The organism is Peribacillus simplex (assembly GCF_001542915.1).
GTDB classification, from domain to species: Bacteria; Bacillota; Bacilli; order Bacillales; family DSM-1321; genus Peribacillus; species Peribacillus simplex_B.
Map to the genome: position 1 here is coordinate 47,822 of NZ_LNNH01000046.1, position 22,081 is coordinate 69,902.

General features: G+C 45.2%; 21 protein-coding genes. 15 read left to right on the forward strand and 6 right to left on the reverse strand.

Annotated elements, in window-relative coordinates:
* Positions 1-66 precede the first annotated feature (66 nt).
* The 3 genes from AS888_RS20090 (at position 67) to AS888_RS20100 (ending at position 2,353) form a co-directional block, all read left to right on the forward strand.
* Positions 67-1,413, forward strand: coding sequence for a glucose-6-phosphate isomerase (locus AS888_RS20090; protein ID WP_061143897.1), 1,347 nt, complete (start codon positions 67-69; stop codon positions 1,411-1,413).
* Positions 1,414-1,548: 135 nt separating this feature from the next.
* Positions 1,549-1,878: a FlxA-like family protein gene (locus tag AS888_RS20095; RefSeq protein WP_061143898.1), complete on the forward strand. Its 330-nt coding sequence runs from the start codon at positions 1,549-1,551 to the stop codon at positions 1,876-1,878.
* Positions 1,879-1,948: 70 nt separating this feature from the next.
* Positions 1,949-2,353: a YugN-like family protein gene (locus tag AS888_RS20100; RefSeq protein WP_061143899.1), complete on the forward strand. Its 405-nt coding sequence runs from the start codon at positions 1,949-1,951 to the stop codon at positions 2,351-2,353.
* Here AS888_RS20100 and AS888_RS20105 read toward each other — a convergent pair.
* Positions 2,350-3,342 (reverse strand): potassium channel family protein, encoded by a 993-nt coding sequence (locus AS888_RS20105; RefSeq protein WP_081092539.1) that lies wholly within the window; start codon positions 3,340-3,342, stop codon positions 2,350-2,352. The two genes, AS888_RS20100 and AS888_RS20105, sit on opposite strands and share 4 nt — an antisense overlap.
* Before the next feature lie 229 nt (positions 3,343-3,571).
* Positions 3,572-4,858 (reverse strand): glycoside hydrolase family 18 protein, encoded by a 1,287-nt coding sequence (locus AS888_RS20110; RefSeq protein WP_061143900.1) that lies wholly within the window; start codon positions 4,856-4,858, stop codon positions 3,572-3,574.
* A 170-nt stretch (positions 4,859-5,028) separates the two neighbouring features.
* On the opposite strand from AS888_RS20110, the gene AS888_RS20115 reads away from it, so the two are divergent.
* Positions 5,029-5,238 carry an alpha/beta-type small acid-soluble spore protein gene (locus AS888_RS20115; RefSeq protein WP_057912178.1) on the forward strand — a complete coding sequence of 70 codons (210 nt, stop codon included), beginning with the start codon at positions 5,029-5,031 and terminating at the stop codon, positions 5,236-5,238.
* 60 nt (positions 5,239-5,298) lie between these two features.
* Here the strand turns inward: AS888_RS20115 and AS888_RS20120 are convergent, their stop codons facing one another.
* On the reverse strand, positions 5,299-6,042 hold the full coding sequence (locus AS888_RS20120) for a glycerophosphodiester phosphodiesterase (RefSeq protein WP_185113139.1): 744 nt from the start codon (positions 6,040-6,042) through the stop codon (positions 5,299-5,301).
* Positions 6,043-6,193: 151 nt separating this feature from the next.
* Between AS888_RS20120 and AS888_RS20125 the strand changes: the two genes are divergently transcribed.
* The 4 genes from AS888_RS20125 to AS888_RS20140 all read left to right on the forward strand — a co-directional run bounded on the left by AS888_RS20125 (position 6,194) and on the right by AS888_RS20140 (position 10,456).
* Complete coding sequence (locus AS888_RS20125; RefSeq protein WP_311316493.1) at positions 6,194-7,021, forward strand: undecaprenyl-diphosphate phosphatase; 828 nt, start codon at positions 6,194-6,196, stop codon at positions 7,019-7,021.
* A 354-nt stretch (positions 7,022-7,375) separates the two neighbouring features.
* Positions 7,376-8,689 (forward strand): APC family permease, encoded by a 1,314-nt coding sequence (locus AS888_RS20130; protein WP_061143902.1) that lies wholly within the window; start codon positions 7,376-7,378, stop codon positions 8,687-8,689.
* A gap of 144 nt (positions 8,690-8,833) precedes the next feature.
* Positions 8,834-10,027 (forward strand): MFS transporter, encoded by a 1,194-nt coding sequence (locus AS888_RS20135; RefSeq protein WP_155645573.1) that lies wholly within the window; start codon positions 8,834-8,836, stop codon positions 10,025-10,027.
* A 99-nt stretch (positions 10,028-10,126) separates the two neighbouring features.
* Entirely contained in the window at positions 10,127-10,456 is a 330-nt protein-coding gene (locus AS888_RS20140) for a hypothetical protein (RefSeq protein ID WP_061143904.1), read from the forward strand.
* 59 nt (positions 10,457-10,515) lie between these two features.
* On the opposite strand, the gene AS888_RS25975 is transcribed toward AS888_RS20140, so the two are convergent.
* Positions 10,516-10,659, reverse strand: coding sequence for a hypothetical protein (locus tag AS888_RS25975; protein WP_155645567.1), 144 nt, complete (start codon positions 10,657-10,659; stop codon positions 10,516-10,518).
* A 145-nt stretch (positions 10,660-10,804) separates the two neighbouring features.
* Between AS888_RS25975 and AS888_RS20145 the strand changes: the two genes are divergently transcribed.
* From AS888_RS20145 to AS888_RS20155, 3 genes are all read left to right on the forward strand, one after another.
* Positions 10,805-11,668, forward strand: a complete 864-nt coding sequence (locus tag AS888_RS20145; RefSeq protein ID WP_061143905.1) for an STAS domain-containing protein — start codon at positions 10,805-10,807, stop codon at positions 11,666-11,668.
* Between the two features lie 60 nt (positions 11,669-11,728).
* Positions 11,729-12,169 (forward strand): hypothetical protein, encoded by a 441-nt coding sequence (locus tag AS888_RS20150; RefSeq protein ID WP_061143906.1) that lies wholly within the window; start codon positions 11,729-11,731, stop codon positions 12,167-12,169.
* A 355-nt stretch (positions 12,170-12,524) separates the two neighbouring features.
* The gene (locus AS888_RS20155; protein WP_061143907.1) at positions 12,525-14,894 is read left to right on the forward strand and encodes a penicillin acylase family protein; all 2,370 of its coding nucleotides are present in this window, start codon (positions 12,525-12,527) and stop codon (positions 14,892-14,894) included.
* A 44-nt stretch (positions 14,895-14,938) separates the two neighbouring features.
* On the opposite strand, the gene AS888_RS20160 is transcribed toward AS888_RS20155, so the two are convergent.
* Positions 14,939-15,157 (reverse strand): hypothetical protein, encoded by a 219-nt coding sequence (locus tag AS888_RS20160; protein ID WP_061143908.1) that lies wholly within the window; start codon positions 15,155-15,157, stop codon positions 14,939-14,941.
* Complete coding sequence (locus AS888_RS20165; protein ID WP_061143909.1) at positions 15,150-15,773, reverse strand: sigma-70 family RNA polymerase sigma factor; 624 nt, start codon at positions 15,771-15,773, stop codon at positions 15,150-15,152. Before AS888_RS20165 ends, AS888_RS20160 begins: the two co-directional genes overlap by 8 nt.
* Positions 15,774-15,956: 183 nt before the next feature.
* Here AS888_RS20165 and AS888_RS25305 point away from each other — a divergent pair, with 183 nt between their 5' ends.
* From AS888_RS25305 to AS888_RS20180, 4 genes are all read left to right on the forward strand, one after another.
* Entirely contained in the window at positions 15,957-16,091 is a 135-nt protein-coding gene (locus AS888_RS25305; RefSeq protein ID WP_232732473.1) for a YvrJ family protein, read from the forward strand.
* A 386-nt stretch (positions 16,092-16,477) separates the two neighbouring features.
* Positions 16,478-17,311: a GNAT family N-acetyltransferase gene (locus tag AS888_RS20170; RefSeq protein ID WP_260320319.1), complete on the forward strand. Its 834-nt coding sequence runs from the start codon at positions 16,478-16,480 to the stop codon at positions 17,309-17,311.
* A gap of 15 nt (positions 17,312-17,326) precedes the next feature.
* Complete coding sequence (locus AS888_RS20175; protein WP_061143910.1) at positions 17,327-17,797, forward strand: DinB family protein; 471 nt, start codon at positions 17,327-17,329, stop codon at positions 17,795-17,797.
* A 308-nt stretch (positions 17,798-18,105) separates the two neighbouring features.
* Positions 18,106-21,921 (forward strand): bifunctional 2',3'-cyclic-nucleotide 2'-phosphodiesterase/3'-nucleotidase, encoded by a 3,816-nt coding sequence (locus tag AS888_RS20180; RefSeq protein ID WP_061143911.1) that lies wholly within the window; start codon positions 18,106-18,108, stop codon positions 21,919-21,921.
* Positions 21,922-22,081: the final 160 nt, after the last annotated feature.

Sequence of the window (22,081 nt, forward strand, 5' to 3'; positions counted from 1 at the left end):
TTCTTGATTATCAGAAATACATCAGATAAAGTGAAAAGGAAAGTTACAATTGGAGGAGGAATTTGAATGGCCCATATACGTTTCGATTATTCAAAAGCCCTGCCGTTTTTCGGGGAGCATGAAATAACCTATTTGCAGGACGCCGTAAAAGTGGCACACCATTCCCTACACGAACAAACGGGAGCAGGAAATGATTATCTTGGCTGGATCGATCTCCCTGCCAACTATGATAAAGAAGAATTCTCAAGAATCAAAAAGGCTGCAGCGAAAATCAAGGAAGATTCGGAAGTGTTGCTGGTTATCGGAATCGGCGGGTCCTACTTGGGAGCCCGGGCAGCGGTTGAGATGCTTCAACACAGCTTTTACAACATATTGCCTTCTGAAAAAAGAAAAACCCCGCAAGTTTTATTTGTAGGTAACAATATTAGCTCTACATATATGCAGGATTTAATGGATGTATTGGAAAATAGGGATTTCTCGATCAATGTAATCTCCAAATCCGGTACGACGACTGAACCTGCACTGGCTTTCAGGATCTTCCGGAAGCTTCTTGAACAAAAATATGGCGTGGAAGAAGCAAAAGGCAGGATCTATGCGACCACTGATAAAGAAAAAGGCGCATTAAAAACAGTGGCAACGGAGGAAGGCTTCGAAACTTTCGTCATTCCTGACGATGTTGGAGGACGCTACTCGGTGTTAACCGCAGTGGGCTTGCTTCCGATTGCAGTCAGCGGTGCGGACATCGATCAAATCATGGAAGGTGCCGAAAGTGCCAGAAACGATTTCAGTTCATCCGAGCTAGCCGATAATCAGGCATACCAATATGCCGCAGTTCGAAATGTCCTTTACAATAAAGGGAAAACGATTGAGATGCTGATCAACTATGAGCCGGGTCTGCAATATTTCTCTGAGTGGTGGAAGCAATTATTCGGAGAAAGTGAAGGCAAGGACCAAAAAGGGATTTTCCCTTCGTCGGCCAACTTTTCGACTGACCTGCATTCATTAGGGCAATATGTTCAGGAAGGTCGTCGCGATCTTTTTGAAACAGTCATTAAAGTCGATAATGCCCGTCATGAAATCTTGATCGAGGAAGCGGATAATGATTTGGATGGCCTGAACTATCTTTCAGGTGAAACGGTGCAGTTCGTCAATAATAAAGCATTCGAGGGCACGCTGTTAGCCCATACCGACGGCGGCGTTCCGAACCTTATCGTAACGGTTCCGAAGCTTGATGCGTATACGTTTGGCTACCTGGTCTACTTCTTCGAGAAGGCCTGTGCAATGAGCGGATACCTGCTTGGCGTCAATCCATTCGATCAGCCTGGTGTGGAAGCTTATAAGGTGAACATGTTTGCACTTTTGGGCAAGCCTGGCTTTGAAGAGAAAAAAGCGGAATTAGAGAAGCGCTTATAATAAAGAAAGGCATCAAGCTGGATGATCTCATCCTGGCTTGATGCCTTTTTAATAGGCTCAAAAAACGTCCATTAAGGCAAAGTTAATAATCCTATCCGATACTCATGAAGAACAAAACGAAAGTGAGGATCAGATATGCAAATTTCATCAACGACAAGCTCCGCTTATTCGAGAGCTGGAGCAGGCGATTCGGCATATGCAATCAAGGAGCTGGAGAACCGGAGAACGGAGCTGCAGGCAGATATCCAGGAAGTATACCAAACGGATGACGAAGCAAAAGAAAAGGAAGTGAAGCTCAAGCAGCTGGAGCAGGAGATGCGGCAAATCGAAAGGCAGCTTCAGCAATTGCAAAGGAGTGAATCCAGGGAGGCATCAAAGGGGGAAGAAACGTCGCAAAAGGCTGATGACCGCTTGGAAATCAGTGACGCGGCCAGGCTCCTCTATGTGCAATCGAAGGAAGAATAAGGCCATTCCAGGTTTTTTTAACGGCCATTTGGTTATGCTAATAGAAAAATAGCGAAAGAGGTTTTTTACAATGATCAAGATTTCTTCTGAGTTGGAAGGGAAGACATTCGGCTTGTTCGATCTGGAGACGAAGTTAAAACCGGAAGGCTATGTGATTGGCGGTGGGTGGGATTATGACCACGGATCCTTCGATTACAAAATGGATGACAGCGACGGATACCAATTCCTGCGGGTCCCGTTCAAGGCCATCGATGGCTCACTCGATAAAGATGGGGCGATGGTCGAGATATTACAGCCATTCTTATTGTCCCATAAGTACGAGGACGGCATTGATGATGAAGGGAATATCGGAAACCTTTCTGCGTCATTCAACCAATTTGCCGAGCCTGAAGATCCGGATGCGGAATTTCCGGAAAACTATATCTCTTATGGCAAATCGCTTGTCCGTGATCTGGAAAAGCTATTGCTCCCTTAATCATCAATGATGAGCAGGACGTCATTGCGATGGACGATTTCATCTGCAGGGGGCTTGATGAAGGTCTCGCCTCCTGATAGGATGCCGATGATTAATATGTTCTGTTCCAATAGCTCCGTGCTCAACTGCTTGAACGTCTTTTCTGCCCATTCCGCCTGAATGGGCAGCTGTTTGATTTTCAATCCGGCTCCTTCAACTTGCTCTTCTGCTTCCCCGACTATTCCCTTTGATAAGCAATCCTGCATAAATTCACTCGCGAATTTATTCGTTTCGACGATTCCGTCCGCCCCGGCGCGCAAGGCATTTTCCTTTTGTTCATGGGTCAAGATCTCGACAAGGCAATACACTTCAGGGTTCAGCCCCTTGACGGCCAGCAGCGTCAATATCGAGAACATATCCGTTTGCAGCTCGTCCTGCTTAAGGTCGGCCGTGATAAGAACACGTATCGCCTGGTTTATATTGGCCTTCTTCAGGACGGAATCCAATGTCGCTTTACCGTGAACGAAGTGGATATTCGTCCTCGGAAGCGGATGCTTTTGCAGCGTATCATCGATAAGGACGATGGATTGATGATGTTTGCGCTCATGAATGTTTTGGATGATCCGTTTAGAACGGCCATTCCAGCCGACGATGATAAAATGTCCTCCGCCGGTGAAGTCTTTCCTTCCTGTAAGGAATAGCTGTTCCGTGGAAATGGACATTTTTGCAATGTGTGCAAAATAAGAGGTAATCAATCCTACACCCGATAAAATGAGGATGATGCCGATGATTTTGCCAAGGTTGGTCACCGGGGTGTAATCTCCGTAGCCCACGGTTGACATGGTCACGATGGCCCACCAGATGCCATCAAGCAGGGTGGGGAAGTTCTTGGGCTCGACAAGGTGAATCAATACCCCGAATGCTAGTAAGAATAAGGCGATAATCGAAAGTAATCTGATGAAACGCGGAAATCTAGGAACGGCGGTATTGAATGGACCGATTCTGATCATGTTTTTTCACACCCCTTAAGCTGTTCCTTTTAGTATGGACAAGAAAGACTTGGCTCATAAGGCATGGGCGGAAAACTTTGATTCACGATAAAAGCCTTCCGTAAAGCGCCGGAAGGCTTTTATACCTGAGTCACATATCCTGAAATACCTGGACTTCATGCTCGATAGTGGATTATATGCCTGGTCATATTCAATTATTCCCTGTTTCTTTCCAAAAGGGGCGTGCCTCTCACACTCTTCTGCGTACGTTGAAGTTATCGCTGATGAGCAGCCAGTTTTGAGGGAAGGATAGGCCAAGCTTCCAATAACTCATCCCTCTGAGGTTCAATTCCTTGATCAAGTCGAATTTTGCCTGTATCGAACGGGCGTCCTCAAACCATACCTCATGCTGCCTATCCTCAATATCCGTATAGTTGAAGTGCGGGGCCTGTGCGGTTTCATCGTATTCGATGGAAACGTCATTGTCGGCAGCAATCTGGATCGCCTGCTGGGGGCTTACCGCCCGGGCTGTGGACCCCTGTACAAAGGGAAGGGTCCAATCATAGCCATATAGATTTTGACCCATCAGGATTTTGTTGGATGGCATCTCCGTGATCGCATATTCAAGCACCTCGCGAACGGGTCCAATCGGTGAGACGGCCATGGCCGGCCCTCCGCTATATCCCCATTCATATGTCATGATGATCACGAAGTCGACAATCTCACCTTGGGCCTTGTAATCATGTGCCTCATACCAGCGTCCTTTTTGGTCCGCGCTTGTTTTCGGGGCAAGCGCCGTGGAAATGTACCAGCCTTCTTTTTTGAATCGCTCCTTGGCCTTCCGGAGAAATTGATTATAAGCTTCTTTATCGGCTGGCCGTAAATATTCGAAGTCGAAGTGAATATCCCTGAATCCATATTTCTTTGCGGTCGCAACGATGTTGTTGAGGAACTTATTTTGAACGGAAGTATTCGTCAGGATGATTTGCCCGAGCTCATCACTGAATTGGTCATTTTCCTGATTGGTGATCACCATCATCAGGACGTTTTTATTTTCTCTGGCGATGGCGGGGAAATTATTGAGCAATGGCTCCTTTAAGGAGCCGTCACGAAGCGCCTGAAAGCTGAATGGAGCTAAATAGGTCAAATAGGGTGCCGCTTCCCTTGCTGCCGTTTCAAGGGCCGGTGCAACCGTCGTACCCCTGGGCTCGACATATCCATTGAATTCGGCAGTCCGCTTCCTGCGTGCCGGTATATAGAGCCGATATCCGACGGAGAGGGATTGACCTTCTGGAAGCCCGTTTATATTGGCCAATTCTTGATAAGGGACATCGACCTTTTGGGAAATGGAATAAAGACTATCACCCGGCTGCACGAAATAATAGCTGCCGACGATCGGAATGACAAGGGCCTGCCCCGAGACAAGATTATTTGGGTTAGGAATTTTATTCGATTCCACGAGCCGATCGACGGTTACGCTGTATGTCTGGGCGATGCCATATAACGTCTGGCCTGGCCTAACCACATGTATTTGCAATGCTTTTCCCTCCTACTGAAAGAAAGTTTCCTAACAGTTTATGAGCAGCCAAAGGAAATCATGATAAAGAGCTTTGGAATGAAGGTTCCCAAAGAAAAAATAATTCAATAAATTGGCAATAATAATTTAAGCCCAAAATGCTAATTAATATTAGTAGGAGGTGAAAACACATGGCAAACAACAACAGCAGCAATCAACTAGTAGTAGCTGGCGCAGAGCAAGCTCTACAACAAATGAAATATGAAATCGCAAGTGAATTTGGCGTGAATCTAGGTGCCGACACTACTGCTCGCGCTAACGGTTCCGTTGGTGGAGAAATCACTAAACGTTTGGTTCAAATGGCTGAACAACAACTAGGCGGATCAAACTATTCTCGCTAATTAACTGAATAACATGGCTAAGAAAGAGAAGGGGCATCGGCTCCTTCTCTTTCGCTTTGTTCAGCCGTTCGCCTGCCAGGACTTTAATGCCTTGAGGGCCATTTCCGGGAAATCCGTCATGATCACGTCAACGCCCATTTTGGCGAGCTTGATGATATCGGCCTCCTCATTGGCGACCCACGGCCTGACTTTATATCCGAGGGTTTTCGCGATTTCATTGGTCGCTTCCGTCAGGCTGTTTTTATCGGGATGAAAACCGGATTCTTGTTTATCACGCAAGATTTGCTCCAGGTTATCCGGAAGCCCCTCGAACAATAAGGCGCGTTCAAGCTCTGGAGCGAGCAGCTTCACCTTTTCAATCGATTGATGGTTAAAGGAGGAGAGGATCACCCGCTGCTCCATCTGATGATGGCGGATCGAATCGATAATCTTCTGTTCGATTCCTTCATAGGCCAGTTTATCCGTTTTGATTTCGACGTTCATCAATAAGTCATTACCCTTGGCCCAGTCAAAAACCTCGCGCAGGAAAGGGATTCGCTCCCCGGTGAATTTCTTGGCGTACTTGACTCCGGCATCCCCCGTTTTCAGCTCTTGGGACGAATGATCTTTTACATACCCGGTAAGGGAGGTGGTCCGGTCGAGCGTTTCATCATGGATGATGACCAATTCCCCGTCAGCACCAAGATGGACATCGAATTCGATCCCGTCCGCTCCTGTTTCGGCAGCCTTTTGGAAGGCGGCAATGGTATTTTCCGGGTGCGTTCCTTTCGAGCCTCTATGGGCGAAAATTTTTATGTTTTGCAAAATCATCACATCCCCTTTAAACTGATCTAGAACCTATCATACCCTTACCCACAAAATGTTTCAGCAATGTTTAATAGACAATATTTTAAACAACGCGTAAAATACATATGGTATTTCCATAAATAGGTGTTCGAATTAAGAGGTGAATAAAATGAATATGTGGGAAATTTTTGTTGCAGTTGTCCTTGGTCTTGTAGAAGGATTAACTGAATTTGCGCCTGTTTCGTCTACAGGGCATATGATTATCGTCGACGATTTATGGCTGAAATCGACCGATATCTTCGGGAGTGAAGTGGCCAATGCTTTCAAGGTGGTCATCCAGCTTGGCTCGATACTCGCTGTAGTCGTGCTCTTCTGGGGACGGTTCATGGACTTGCTTGGGTTGAAGAAATTGAAAGATACAAGTGCCGTGAAGGGTCCTAGGCTTAACCTATTGCAGATATTCGTCGGGTTGCTGCCGGCGGGCATTTTTGGTCTATTATTCGAAGACTACATCGATGACAAGTTATTCAGGATAGAGACAGTCATCATCGGGTTATTCCTTGGCGCGTTCCTGATGATCGCTGCGGATAAATTCCGTCCGAAGTTGACTGCTGAAACGGTTGACCAGATCACGTACAAGCAAGCACTTGGAGTCGGGTTGATCCAATGTCTGTCACTATGGCCGGGGTTTTCCCGTTCAGGTTCGACGATTTCAGGCGGGGTGCTTTTAGGGATGAGCTATCGGGCCGCTTCCGATTTCACGTTCATCATGGCCGTGCCGATCATGGCAGGTGCCAGTCTGTTGAAGGTCGTCAAGTATTGGGATTCTTTCACTCCTGAAGTTCTGCCATTCTTCATTGCAGGTTTCATCAGTGCATTCATCTTTGCTTTATTCTGTATTCGCTTTTTCTTGATTTTAATCAATAAAGTGAAATTGACTCCATTCGCCATCTATCGGATCGTTTTGGCAGTGATCTTATTATTCATTATCTGGTAATATGATTCAAAGCGCGAAAAGCTTCAGGAACCCACCCCGTTTGATAGGGGTGGGTTTTTTTGCGTCCGAAAATATACAACGAATGATTTAGTTTATTATTAATTTTAAGTTCGCTTTTATTACGGTAAATACTCAAAATTCTTTAATGAATAAAAAAATATTCGGTTTTTGGAGAAGTTGCGAACATAAATAGGAAAAAAATTTGTAAGAAAAAAAACGCTTTGAGCACAGTGATATCAAGGTATCATTCTTTTTGTAAAAAAATTCAAACTATTCCATAAACTATTCTCGTATAATTTTTATGATATAATTTTAGTATAAAATAAATACAAGTGTACACGCAGGGAGGACAAAATGGGAAATGATCAGTTGAAGAAAACGATTGGCTTTTGGGTCGGAACATCTATAGTAGTCGGCACGGTCATCGGTTCCGGTATTTTCATGAAACCTGGTGACGTGCTTGAGTTAAGCGGCAATTCAACCATGGCCTTATTAGCTTGGTTGATAGGCGGTCTCATTACCCTGGCAAGCGGCTTGACGATCGCTGAAGTGAGTACGCGCATCCCTAAAACGGGTGGCTTATATGTGTACCTTGAAGAAGTGTACGGAAAAGTTTGGGGCTTCCTCTGCGGCTGGGTGCAAACGTTGGTATATGGACCTGCTGTCATGGGAGCACTCAGTTTATATTTCGGGTTATTGGTGTCAGGAATTTTCAATATATCTTCTGATTACACGCTGGCAATTGGAATCATAACGATCGTTTTCTTGGCTGCGATGAACTTGCTCGGGACGAAGTACGGCGGGATCATCCAAACCTTATCGACCGTCGGCAAACTGATCCCGATCCTTTTCATCGCCGTATTCGGGATTGCCCAAGGTGATATGCCAGTTTTCAATGTAACGAGTGAAAGTTCAATGAAAATCAGCATGGCTGGAGCGATATTGGCTACACTGTGGGCGTATGATGGCTGGATGAACGTCGGCTTCATGGCCGGAGAGATGAAGAATCCCCAAAAAACGTTACCGCGCGCAATCATTACAGGCATCCTCGTGGTCATGGTCGCATACTTGGCCGTTAACCTTGCCATGCTTCATGTGTTGGGCGCAGAGGGTGTCGTCGCTCATGGCACGAATGCTGCGAATGTGGCGGCAACGATGCTATTTGGTGAATTGGGCGGGAAATTGATCGCGATCGGAATTTTGATTTCGATATTCGGTTGCTTGAACGGGAAGCTCCTGACCTTTCCGCGCATTACCCTGGCGATGGCGCACGATAAAATGATGCCGGGGCATAAACAAATCGGGAAAATATCGCCGAAGTTCAAAACGCCCATCAATGCGACGATCTTGCAAGTGATCATTGCAATCATCATGATGGTTGTGACAAACCCTGACAAACTTACGAATATGGCGATATTCTCTGTCTTCTGTTTTTATGGATTAGCTTTCTTTGCCGTCTTCATCCTGCGCAAGAGAGATCCGCATGCAAAAACATATAAAGTTCCGCTGTACCCGATCATTCCCATTGTAGCGATTGCTGGTGCCGTCTATATTGTGGCAAGCACATTGATCGATACCCCGCTGGATGCCTTGTATTCGTTAATCATCCTCGTTATCGGCATGCCCGTATACTGGCTGCTTAAAAAGAGCGAGCGGTTGGAAGGCTAAACGGAATATGGACTTAAAACCCTTCACTCCTTATGGTGAAGGGTTTTTTCATGATGCGGACAGCTTCATGCGGCAAAATAGACAACGGGGTCCGTTCGTATTAACATAGGGGGAAAGTTTAAATCGTGAAGGGTCTGAATGAAATTGAATTATATCGAGCCAGCTGGTAAATCATTCAAGATGACAATCTTGGCTTTGTTTCTTGGCAGCTTTGTAACGTTTGCCGATCTGTATAGTACGCAGCCTGTCATTCCGGTATTCGCCAAGCAATTCGGCGTCTCCCCTGCAACGGCAAGCCTGACATTATCCTTTGCGACAGGGGCGCTTGCGATTTGTTTATTGCTCGTTTCCTTTTTCTCTGAAAACATCGATCGAAAAAAAATAATGGGGACAGCGCTCACGCTATCTGCCTTATTATCCATATGCGTCAGCTTCATCCAGGATGATCTATACATCCTGATCGCCATACGGGCGATTCAAGGAGCAGTGCTTGCCGGCTTCCCGGCCATTGCCATGGCCTATATCAATGAAGAATTCCATCCAAAAAGCCTGGGGTATGTCATGGGGATTTATGTGAGCGGCTCAAGCATCGGAGGCTTGGCCGGCCGGCTGATTGTCGGCGTGCTGACCGATCATTTCTCATGGAATGTAGCGATTGGCAGCCTTGGGGCATTAAGCCTGATTATCAGTCTTTTCTTCTGGTGGATGCTTCCCCCTTCCCAGCATGCCATTCGCAATAAAGTGTCATTGTCGCGAATCAAAGCCTCGCTTATCAATAACTTAAGGAATGGCAGGCTCGTCCTCTTATTCAGTATGGCTTTCCTATTGATGGGGTCGTTTGTTACCGTATATAACTTTGTGGGTATACCATTAATGGGACCGCCCTATCATTTATCACAGACATTGATCGGCTTCATTTTCATCATTTATCTTGTCGGGACATTCAGTTCCACCTGGATGGGGAGGCTCGCCGATCAGTATGGCCGGAGGGGCGTCCTTCTCTCCGGGATTGCCATCATGCTGCTGGGCGCGCTAATGACCTTAATGGCACCGCTGCTGCTGAAAATCCTGGGGCTAGCATTGTTTACATTCGGTTTTTTTGGCGCTCACTCCATCGCAAGCAGCTGGATCGGACGATTAGCCGAAAAAAGCGAAAAAGCGCAAGCCTCCTCTTTATATTTGCTGTTTTACTATGCAGGGTCCAGTGTCGTGGGGGCATCTGGCGGTTTATTCCTGATGAAGTTCGGCTGGGGCGGGGTCATCTCGGTTGTGTCCATCCTCATCATCCTGGCTGCCTTTTGTGTCATTATGGTTGAAAATGTGAAAATCGCTAAATAAATTGAGCTTTTCTATCATGATTTTCCGGATGCTGAATATAATCTAGTGAAAAAAGGATAGGGAAGAATAGATTGATAAGAGAAGAGGGTAATAGATAGAGTGAAACGGAAAGCTGTAATTCTCATTGGGTTGATAGCCGTATTAATTATATTGTTCATTGTCTACTTAACAAGTCCGGGCAGATTGGCAAAGGTGGAGATCGTTGAAAAGTACTATCCTCATTTCTCCGATGGCAAAGCGGTCGGGTTTAAGACGAACAAGGTCATTTCTGTGTCGAAAACCGATGAGGGCTCCAATTGTGCAATGAAATTCAACAATGGGGAAACGTTGGAAATTGATTGTGACCGTTATTTAACCTATAAGATCGGAGAAACGGTCTACATCACTACTGAAGGAAACCATGTAAAGGAAATTAGGAGAAAAAGATAGTCCTGAACCGGTGTACATTCATCCAAGCAAAAACCCAGGCCAAATTGGTCTGGGCTTTTTCATTTTTTATCTTTGTTTTTCGTTTTATCTTTTTTATTACGCCGAAGTACATCCAAGATCCTGCGGCTGTTATTTTTACTGTTTATCAGTTCGACTAAATCGCTCATGTTTTCGGATTCAAAGTCTTGTTGATTCTTTTTCATGGTTATCCCTCCAAGTCATATATCATAATACCCCTTTTGTGATTGGGGTAAACGTCTCTTATCATATTGGTAATAGAAGGATTTTATATCACAATCCATAATAAATTTGATAAAATGTGATAAAAGCCCTGTATGGGAGGTCGAAATGGAACAATTAAGATTGATCGGCGAAAAAATTGAAAAGTTTAAGTACATTTTAGTGGAGCATATCGAATTGTTTGATGAAGAGGATTCCCTCTATGACCTTGAAACGAGTAAACAGGTAAGGTCGCAGCTCATTCAAATTCATGCGGATGCGCTAATTCATGGTAAGGAACAAGCGATGGCAAGCATGAAAGCCGCAGGAATGGAAATCGGAAGGCGCATCGTGGATATGGGGATACCTTTAGATAAAAACATCGAGGAAGCCCAGCTGCTGCGTAATCTTTTTTGGAGTTTCATAGAAGAAGAGGTAAGCAACCGGTACTACTCCATCGAAATATTGCTGAAGGCTAGTGCGATAATCGATTCGATCCTTGACCAATACATTCACTGTATCAGTATAAGCTATGTCAATCATTACAAACAAATGGCCAAGGTGGCAACTGATTCGTTGCAGCAGATTAAGGAAAACCAAGCAGTCATGGAAGAGTTGGCGACTCCAATCGTCCAGACCGTATTAAAGGATGTGCTGCTCTTCCCGATGATCGGAGGCGTTGATGACTGGAGAATGGAGTCGATGCAATCGAAGATCCTGCAAAAATGTGCAGAGTTACAGGCGGAAGTATTGATTATCGATTTCTCCGGGATTACCTTTAGAGAAGAGAGCGATATGCTTTTTCTGCTAGAGCAATTGGTGGGAGCACTGTCGCTTATGGGAACGGAAACGATCGTTGTCGGCTTCACCCCTGATGTGGCGAAAAGGATTGTCAAACTTGACCTTGCCAATCAGGTAAAAGCCTTTCTATCATTCGCGCAGGCCATGAAATTCATCTTTAAGCAAAGAGGTCTGGCCCTTCAGCCGATATGATGGAGATATCCTTGATGGGGTATCTTTTTTTTAAAAGCAACGAAGAAAGGCGGATGAACAATGTTCTCCAAGAAAAATGAGAATCTCGATGAACCATTTCAAAAATGGTATTGTATCGGAATCATGACAGATCACGGATTGGAGGACGAAGAATATGAAGTGTTATCAAAACACATCTGCGACTCGCTCCAAAATGTAAAGGTCATATCCGACCTGATCCGGGTGGAATGGGACCGAGATAAATTACAAAGCCTGAATGAACGCTTTCAGCACCCGGCCTATTCCGACCCTTGCTTCATCATCAACGAATTCATCCCGGAAGATATAAAAAAGGAAAGAAAGCTACTCCAACAAAACCATAAATGGAAGCGGCTCTTCGGCTTCCTCTCTCCGGTGGAATACATGGAAGCAGAGACAAAGGCAGCCCATGACTTTGACAAAGCCCTCCTCTATACCGATGACGTAGATCAAGTAATTGAATACATATTGGCAAATAGCTAATAGACTAAGCACCGATACATCGTATCAGTGCTTTTTCATTTGTGGATGGAGGGCGGAATTCGCGAGTGAACGCCACGATGTTATGAGAAACGGCCCAAACTTATGAATAAATCACTCAAACTCACGAATAAACCGCGCAAATTCACGAATAAATCACTCAAACTCACGAATAAACCATCCAAACTCACGAGTAACCACTCAAATCCACAAGCAAAGACCCCAACCTGCGGGGGCAACTCCATAATTTCAAGAATACTGGCAAAATTCTCGGAGGTTGGTAGGAAAGATGGAGGGAGGCGCGGAATATCTTAAGTAGAAAGAATGAGAGTTTTCAATGGGAGAGGGAGATGAGTCGATGGAAGTTGCCGTACCTCAGCAAAGGCCGAGACGGAAGTGGCGAAGGCGGGCATTATGGAGTTTGGGGATTTTGATTGTGCTTTTGCTGTCTGTCCTGATTGCCGCAAATGTATTTCTTTCAAGGGCTTTGCCTGAAACGAAGGGGGAAGTTTCGCTGCCGGGCCTTTTGAAACCGGTTACGGTGGTGAGGGATTCAAGCGGGGTCCCGCATATCAATGCTGCGAATGAGCATGATTTGTATTTAGCTCAAGGGTATGTCCAGGCGCAGGACCGTTTATTTCAAATGGATTTGAGCAGGCGTCAGGCGTCAGGAAGATTGAGCGAGGTCATTGGCGAGAAAACGGTGAAAAATGATAAGTATTTCCGCACGCTTGGATTGAGACGGGCGGCAGAGGCCTCCTATGCTGCTTATACAAGTGAGGGCAAGGAAGCGTTGGATGTGTTTGCGGAGGGGGTCAATCTTTATATCGATGAGCTCAAGGAGAATGGAAAATGGCCGGTCGAGTTCACTTTACTTGGATATGAACCAGAGCGGTGGACAGCCGTCGATTCGCTGACGATCGGAAAATATATGGCCTTTGATTTAGGCGGAAACTGGGAGGACCAGGCGTTCAGGCAGTATTTGCTGCAAACATTCCCGAAGGAAAAGGCGTATGATTTATTTCCGGATTATCCAAAGAGTGCTCCTTATATCATCAGTAAGGAGGAGCTGGATATTGGAAAAAGTTTCGCAGCGGCCGTCATTCCGTATGAATTCAACGGCAGCAATAATTGGGTCGTTTCGGGCAGTAAAACCGATTCGGGGAAACCTTTATTGGCGGATGATCCACATCTTGGGCTGGCTACACCGTCCGTTTGGTATCAAATGCATTTGGAAGCCCCGACAGTCAATGTGAGCGGCGTGATTTTTGCCGGAATTCCGGGGATCATCCTCGGCCATAATGAAAAGGTCGCATGGGGAGTGACCAATACGGGGCCGGATGTCCAGGATTTATTCATTGAGAAGAGAAATCCGGAAAACGAGAAGGAATTCGCCTTCAAGGATGAATGGGAAAAAGTTGAAATCGTGGACGAGCCGATCAAGGTGAAGGATGGGAAAACCCTGGATTATAAGGTGACCGTTACCCGTCATGGACCGGTCATCTCCGAGTTTGCCGGCAAAAGCGGCAAAGATACGGTCCTTGCCTTAAGGTGGACGGCACTTGATCCATCTGCGGAGCTTGAAGCGGTATTGAATATGAATAAAGCGGAAAACTGGAACGATTTCGAAAAGGCTCTCTTGAAATTCGAAACGCCGGCGCAGAATTTCGTCTTTGCGTCCAACGATGGGACCATTGCCTATAAGGCGAACGGGAAAATCCCGATCCGGAAAAAGGGCGATAGCATGCTGCCTGTTCCTGGCTGGACGGATGAATATGAGTGGAAGGGTTACATCCCGTTTGATGAGCTTCCTAAAACGATCAATCCAAAGGAAGGCTTCATATCGACAGCGAACAATAAAGTCATCTCGGATGAGTACCCTTACCACATCAGCAATAACTGGGCCCAGCCATACCGTCAGATGAGGATACAGGAGTTTTTGAAGGCCAATAAAAAGCTGACGGCCGAAGACATGCAAACGCTGCAGATGGATCAGGTGAATCTTCAAGCCAAGGAATTTGCCCCTCAGTTCCTGGAGGTATTGAAGGGTTCATCGGGCAAGCAGGAAGAACAGGCAATTAGGATTTTAAAGAAGTGGAATCATATTGATTCCGCGGATGAAGCGGCACCGATGATTTTTAATGTCTGGATGCGGAAAATAGGGGATGTTTTGCTTAAAGAAGAAATACCGGAGGAAACCCTCAACCTCTTTAATGGAAGGCGTTCTGCCATTGATGAACTGCTGCGCCGGGCTCTGGACGGTAAGCCGGGTCCGTGGATCGAAGAGGGCGGCGGATTGGAGCAGGTGCTTGCCAAGTCGCTGCAGCAGACGTTAAAGGAATTGGAAGAAACACAGGGGAACGATATAGCGGATTGGGAATGGGGGGACTACCATCAGGTAAGGTTCAACCATCCGCTATCGAGCGTCACGCCGTTAAATTATTTGTTTAACAGCGACGGCGGTGTGCCGGTAGGCGGCAGCAGCGTCACTGTGCAGGCAGCGGCATTTTTGGAGGACGGTACCGTCAATCATGGCGGATCCTGGAGATTCGTCATGGATCTATCCGACATGAGCAAGGCCTATCACCTCGTTGGACCTGGCCAATCAGGTAACGTCAAAAGCGAATGGTACCACGATCAGCTTGACGATTGGGCAGATGGGACATATCACCAAACGGTAATGAATGATCCAAAAGGTGATAAGCTGACCTTGAAGCCAGCTTATTGATTAAAAAAGCACCAAGTCCGGCATGATCCGGACTTGGTGCTTTTTCATTGTTTTTGCTTAGTCAAGAATTCGGCAAGGAACTCCTCGAAATTGGGTGCTTCGATGGCGGCGATCTTTTCATAGGATTCAATGATTTTGAGCTTGATCTCTTGCTCGAGGTCGCTCCGGTCTTGATAGTTTGTGTTTTTTAATGATTTTTTTATTTTTGGGTTCAGAGAATTGATTAAGTTCATCAGCTCTTCTTTAGAAAGTTTACTATCCACAATGGCTTTTCTCCTTTCTATCATATACCTCATCCATATAGTGCTTTCGGAGCTTTTTGAGTGCTTGTTTGCGGATGCTGGAAATATTCTGGGGTGACTCATGGAAATAGGCAGCAATCTCTTTATTGGATAGTCCATAAGAAAAGATCATGGTCAGTACCAGGTTTTGTTTGGCCGTTAACTTCTGCAAGGCCTTTATCATCTCTTCATCACTGATATGTGAGGACAAATCATTCGTTTCCCCCATTTTTTCAAGCTGACCGTCATAATTGCCGATTCGATCGATCATTCTCACGGCATCGCTCGGTGCGGCATCAAGTACCATTCGATAGCGTTCCCGCTGCTTGCGTACCCTTTTATCAAAATCAACGGAGAAAAAATAAATCAAGGAGCACATGTATTTATATACCTTAGCCCGGTAATAGAAAATTTGGAAAGTCTCGTTGAGATGACATATGTTGTGAGAAGAAGGGGAGTCAAGAGTCTCGGTGAGAATCTTCATATGCTCAGGGTTTTGTAAAAATACGTGAATGATCGGTTGTTCAAAGAAAGATGAGTACTGTTGCTGTAAGAACTCTAATGAATGAGAAAAAAAATGAGAAGTTGATGGGTTCATTGTTATCCCTCCTTTAATTATTAAAGTGATAGACAAGGGGAATAAATCAATTATATACGAACATTCGTTCTTTTTTCCATGAATCAATAGTGCTAGATTGATTTTTTTAAACAAGTTTCACTTTAGATATCAGATACATGAAATGGGGTGAAGAGGATGATGATTGAGGATGCTACTGTGTGGGTGTCATTAGTTAGCGAATTTGGCTATCCATTCGTCGTTTCTATGTTTTTGCTCTTCCGCTTCGGTAAACAATTAAAAGAACTGACAACGGACGTAGAGAACTTAAAAAAGTCCGCTCATAAAACGAAACGATAACCTCAGGACGTCATGTGCTAGGTGGTAAAACCGAGTTTCGGGTTCTTGTGAAAGGGAATCCGGAATTCGGGTATAAAGAAATGGGTCTAATGTGTCTCAATATCCCTCCTTATATAGTCAAATAAAAAAACTCAACCATTATTTGGAATATAACATAAAATAGGTAAAAAATAATCCTCAAATGGAATCATTTTACTACAATAATTCATCCGTCCATGGAATTAGATGTGAAATCCTCCTCTTGTACGATTTTAGTTTTATGAATTAAAGTGAAAATACTTTTAAAAAAACAACATTTTCAAAAAACTTACAAAAACTTTGAGGCATCCCATAAAGGGGTGCCGTTTTTCTTATTTTTTGTAATAAACTGATAGTATGGAAAAGGGGTGACAATCTTGAAAGAAAAACAGCTGGAAGATATTCGAATTCTCCAAGAAGAATGTGAAAGGGGTGAGTTCACATTAAAGCTGAACTGGGAAACCCTTCGCAGTCGTAATGGTGTTCATCAAAATGATTTTTTTCATTATGTTGGCTCGAACCTGGCAGGTTTTCTTGGCCTTTATGATTTTGGGAACAAGATCGAGATGTGCGGGATGGTGCATCCGGATTTCCGGAGGCAGGGAATCTTCACAAATATGTTGGAAGAAGCCATTGGAAGCGCAATGAAGCGGGAAAATAAGTTGATCATCTTGAATTCACCCGCCCAATCACCTTCCGGAAAAGGTTTTTTGGCACAGGTGCCATGCCAGCTTGCTTTTTCCGAATATCAAATGAAATGGTCCCAAATGGAGCTGGGTGAATATGAAGATGTCGTCATTCGCCCTTCCCGGAGAAACGATGAACAAACGGAAATACTGCTGGATATCCACTGCTTTCATTTTACGGAAAAAGAGGCACGGGATTATTATCAGCGCATTCTCTACGAGGATACGTTGAAAACGATGATGATTGAAAAGGATGGCCGGGCGGTCGGTAAGATCCGTGTTGATAACTCAGGCGGTGAAGCCTGGATTTATGGATTCTCCATCCTGCCGGAATATCAGGGAAGGGGACTTGGCAGAAAGGTATTGAAAAAGCTTGTGGCCGAACAATCCCAGCTCGGATATGATATTTTCCTCGAGGTCGAGGCAACGAATGATCATGCGTTGAAACTCTATGAATCTTGCGGATTCAAGACGATTCAACGCCAGGATTATTACCGATACGAAGGGCTGAAGTGAATGAGGGGGAGTGGAATGCTGACATTATTCACGTATAACTGGCAGGTGCGAAATGAGTGGATCGAATGGTGCCGGCCCTTGGCGAATGAGGAACTTAACCGGCAGCGAACGGGAGGGGTGGGCACCATTTTACGGACGCTGGCCCATATTATCGATGTCGAATACAGCTGGATCCGGGCTATACAGGGGAAGGCGGATGTCGAAATAAACTTGGACGCTTATACTACCATCGAAAAAGTGGAGGAATTATCCAAGCGTTACCACCATGAAGTGATAGGTTATTTGAAATCTCCTTCATTCGATGATGGGCATGAAATGATTGAACCAGCTTGGATGGGCGGCCGGCTATATGATAAGAACAGAATATTGAACCATCTGATAGCGCATGAAATCCACCATATCGGACAGTTGTCCATCTGGTCGAGGGAGCTGGGGATCGAGCCGGTATCCGCAAGCTTGATCGAGCGGCATTTGCAGGTTCATTGAGTGTCAGGCTGCAGGAGTAATTTTCCTGCGGTTTTTTTGAGGTTGCAGGACTCGAATGGCAATCTGGTCAAATTATGCTTGAAAAGCTATTTGTCGCTTGGTTCGCCCATATTGAAGCGACTTTTTCCTTAAGTAATTCATGGATTCTGGCAAAAAATACCGGTAAAAGGTGCCAAAAATGTGAAAATAAATAGATAAATAGTACCAATTATCCAAGATTCTAAATATTACCGCAAAATGTGACGTTTTTTCGACAAAATCATGGTATATTATTCTAGCATTTTACAAAACTAGAAGGGTTGTGAAGTATGTCGTTCAAGATTCAAGTTAAAAAAATGCTCGCCCCTATGCTTGCTGTAAGTTTGATTACGGCTCCATTTGCCGTGCCGGGGGAGACATCGGCCAAAGAGGCATCCAAAAAGCCGGCGGCCAAACCATTCGTCATATCGGCTCCTGCCGTTAGTTACGCAAAAGGGACCAAGGCGACTGTAACCGTCACCCCGAAAAAAGGCAACAAAGGAAATGAAAGCGTTGTCTTCCAGCTGATGCATGGGACGAAGGTCGTTTCACAGTCAGCCATTGAGACGGATATTAAATCGGCCCAAAAATTCTCTGCATACTTCAACTCGTACCAATCGGGTGATTGGGTCAAGGTATCGGTGGTTTCCAAGTATAACGGCAATACGAGCAACTTCGGAAACAGTCTGGCAACCTCCGTTTCAGATGCACCATTCGAATTGAGGATCATGGAAACGACCGATATACACACGAACCTGATGGGCTATGATTATTACAAAGATGCCGCATCGGAATCGGTCGGCTTTGCCCGCACGGCGACCTTGATCAAGCAAGCACGAAAAGAAGTGAAGAATAGTGTGTTGGTGGATAATGGCGACCTTATTCAAGGCACGCCGCTAGGTACGTATAAAGCGAAGATAGCACCACTGAAAAAGGGCGAGGTCCACCCTGTCTATAAAGCGATGAACCTGCTTGATTATGATATGGCCACATTCGGCAATCACGAATTCAATTATGGTTTATCTTATTTGGACGAAGCCATCAACGATGCAAACTTCCCTTATGTCAATGCGAATATCTATAAAAAAGATAAAGACAAAGATCCGAAAAATGATAAAAATAAATATACGCCTTATAAAATCGTCACCAAGAAGGTAAAGGATATCAATGGGAATGAAAAAGCGGTAAAGATAGGCTATATCGGATTCGCTCCGCCGCAAATCATGGATTGGGATAAAGCGAATCTTGAAGGCAAGGTCATTACGAAAGAAATCATCGCGACTGCGAACAAGTATATTCCTGAAATGAAGAAAAAGGGTGCGGATGTGATCGTGGCGCTTACACACTCCGGATTCAATGGCGACACCAAGAATACCGAGGATGTCATCTATTCATTAAGCAAGGTTTCCGGTATCGATGCAATCACGTTCTCCCATACACATAAAGTCTTTCCGGCACAAGATGAAGCGTCGTTAGACAGTCTATTTAAGGATGGCCAAGGCAAGGTCCTCAAAGGTGTCGATAATAAAAAAGGGACCATAAATGGGGTGCCGGCCGTTCAAGCGGGATATGGCGGCAGTAATCTGGGCATCATCGACCTGGATATCCAGAATATCAAAGGAAAATGGAAAGTCGTTCATTCGGATTCATCAACACGCGCGATCAACGACAAAGTGACAGGGAAAAAAGCGGCTGAAGATCCGGCTGTCGTCAAAGCGGTCAAAAAGGATCACGAAGGTACGATCAAGTATGTCAATACACCGATTGGAACGACTACAGCACCGATCCATAGCTACTTCGCCCTTGTACAGGATGATCCTTCCGTACAAGTCGTGACAAGCGCCCAGAAATGGTATGTAGAGAAATACATCAAAAACAACCGTCCAGAATACAAAGACCTTCCGATCCTTTCTGTAGGGGCTCCTTTTAAAGCGGGACGCAATGGAGTCGAGGAATTCACGGATATCAAACAAGGCGGTCTGACCATTCGCAGCGCCGGTGATTTATATTTATATGACAATACGTTAAAGGCTATCAAAATCAAAGGTTCCGTCGTTAAGGAATGGCTTGAGATGTCGGCAGGGAAATATAATACGATCGATCCTGCCAAAACTGAGGAGCAGGAATTGCTCAATGGAAAGTTTGCCGTCTATAATTTTGACGTCATCGACGGAGTAACCTATCAAATCGATGTCACCAAGGCTCCGCGCTATGATGAAAAAGGAACGAAGGTGTCGGATTCAAGCAGGATTGCCGAGTTGAAATATAACGGTGAACCAATCGATCCGAACCAGGATTTCATCGTCGTGACGAATAACTACCGCGCTTCAGGCGGGGGTAACTTCCCAGGAGTGAAGGGAAGCGAGTATGTAGTCGATTCTGCGGACGAAAATCGCCAAATCTTGATGGATTACATCACGCAAGAGGGTGAAATCAATCCAACCGCTGATAATAACTGGTCGATTGCCCCGATTTCCGGCAAGGTGAATGTGACTTTCCCATCATCGCCAAAGGGTGCGGAATATTTAAATGAAAACAGCCCGATCTCTTATACAGGGAAAAAGGACGATAAAGGCTTCGGCATTTACAAATTCAATCTAGGAAAAGAAAATGTCAAAGTGCAATTGCTCGGTATTAATGATTTTCACGGCCAACTCGATACGACCTCCGATTTTGGCGGCATCAAGCAAGGGCGTGCGGATTATTTGGCAGCGCACCTGAAGCAGCGTAAAACGGAAAACCCTGCGAATACTCTTTTACTATCGGCAGGCGATGCAGTCGGGGCAAGTTCCCCGGTATCTTCTTTGGTCCAGGATAAACCGACGCTTCAATTTTTGAATGATATGAAATTCGATGTCGGCACCGTCGGGAATCATGAGTTCGATAAAGGGGTGGAAACCTTGATGGCCCAGATCAATGGCGGCAAGTCACCTACCTCCGATGTCGTGTTTGATAAATTGAATTTTCCATATGTGGTTGCCAATGTTGTATATAAGGATACAAAAAAGCCCATTTTGGATCCTTATGTCATAAAAAAGGTCGGCGGAATTGATATTGGCTTCATCGGAGTGGTCACGAATGCGACACCTCAGAAAGTCAGCCCCGATGGCATTAAGAATGTGGAATTCATCGAACAGGCACCTGCCGTGAATAAGGCGGTTGCTGAATTGAAGGAAAAAGGCGTCAAATCGATCGTCATCATCTCGCATGACCCAGGCACTGAAAAAGACGGAGTCATCACAGGTGAAGTGGCTGAACTAGCTAAAGCCGTTGATGATGAAGTCGATGTGATCTTAGCCGGTGATAACCATGCCAAGGTCAACAACTATGTCGATAATAAATTGATTGTCCAAGCTTATTCCTATGGGACGGCTTTCGAAGATGTCGATTTGGAAATCGATCCAGCGACAAAGGATATTGTCAAAAAGTCCGCTGAAATCGTGACCGTCACACAAGATGGCATCACGGCTGATGCAGGGACGACAAAATTCATCAATGATTATTTGGATATGTTCCCAGAGCTGAAAGCACCGCTTGGGACAACGGAAGAGAAGATCTTAAGAACCAATGCCTACAAAGAGGAAACGGCACTTGGAAATTTAATCGCCGATTCAATGAAGGCCGATTTGAATTCCGATTTCGCTTTCATGAATCCAGGCGGAATTCGTGCGGACATTCCGAAGGGTGAAGTCACTTTTTCTGATTTAGCGAAAATCCAGCCGTTCGGCAATGTCTTGGTTAAGCTTGAGCTTACAGGAGCGGAAGTGAAAACGTTGCTTCAACAGCAATGGATCGTGGAAGGAGCTCCGAAAACGCTGCAAATTTCAGGATTGAGCTATACAGCTGACTTCAGTAAGCCGGTCACGGAGCGTGTCACATTATTGAAGAAGGCGGACGGCACCCCGATCAAGGATGACGAAACCTACACAGTGACCGTCAATGACTTCATGGCAAGCGGCGGCGATAACTATACCGTCCTGAAAGGAAAAGAACGTGTATTTGGACACGCTGATCTAGAAGCCTTCGTTAACTATGTGAAAGAAACGTTCAAAGGCGGAAAAATCAAAGCGGAGATCGAGCACAGAATTACGAATATCAATAAGTAATGAAGAAAGGGGGAGCGTTCCGGCATACGTTGGACGCCCTCTTTTTTTGTGTTGGGAAAGCTCGAAGGCGCCGTTTTTTGGTTCAGGCAAAAACAGCTCTGCAAGCAGTGTAACTTTTTTCCATCATTCTCGTCGGTACTAGTAAGAAAAGGAGGAATGA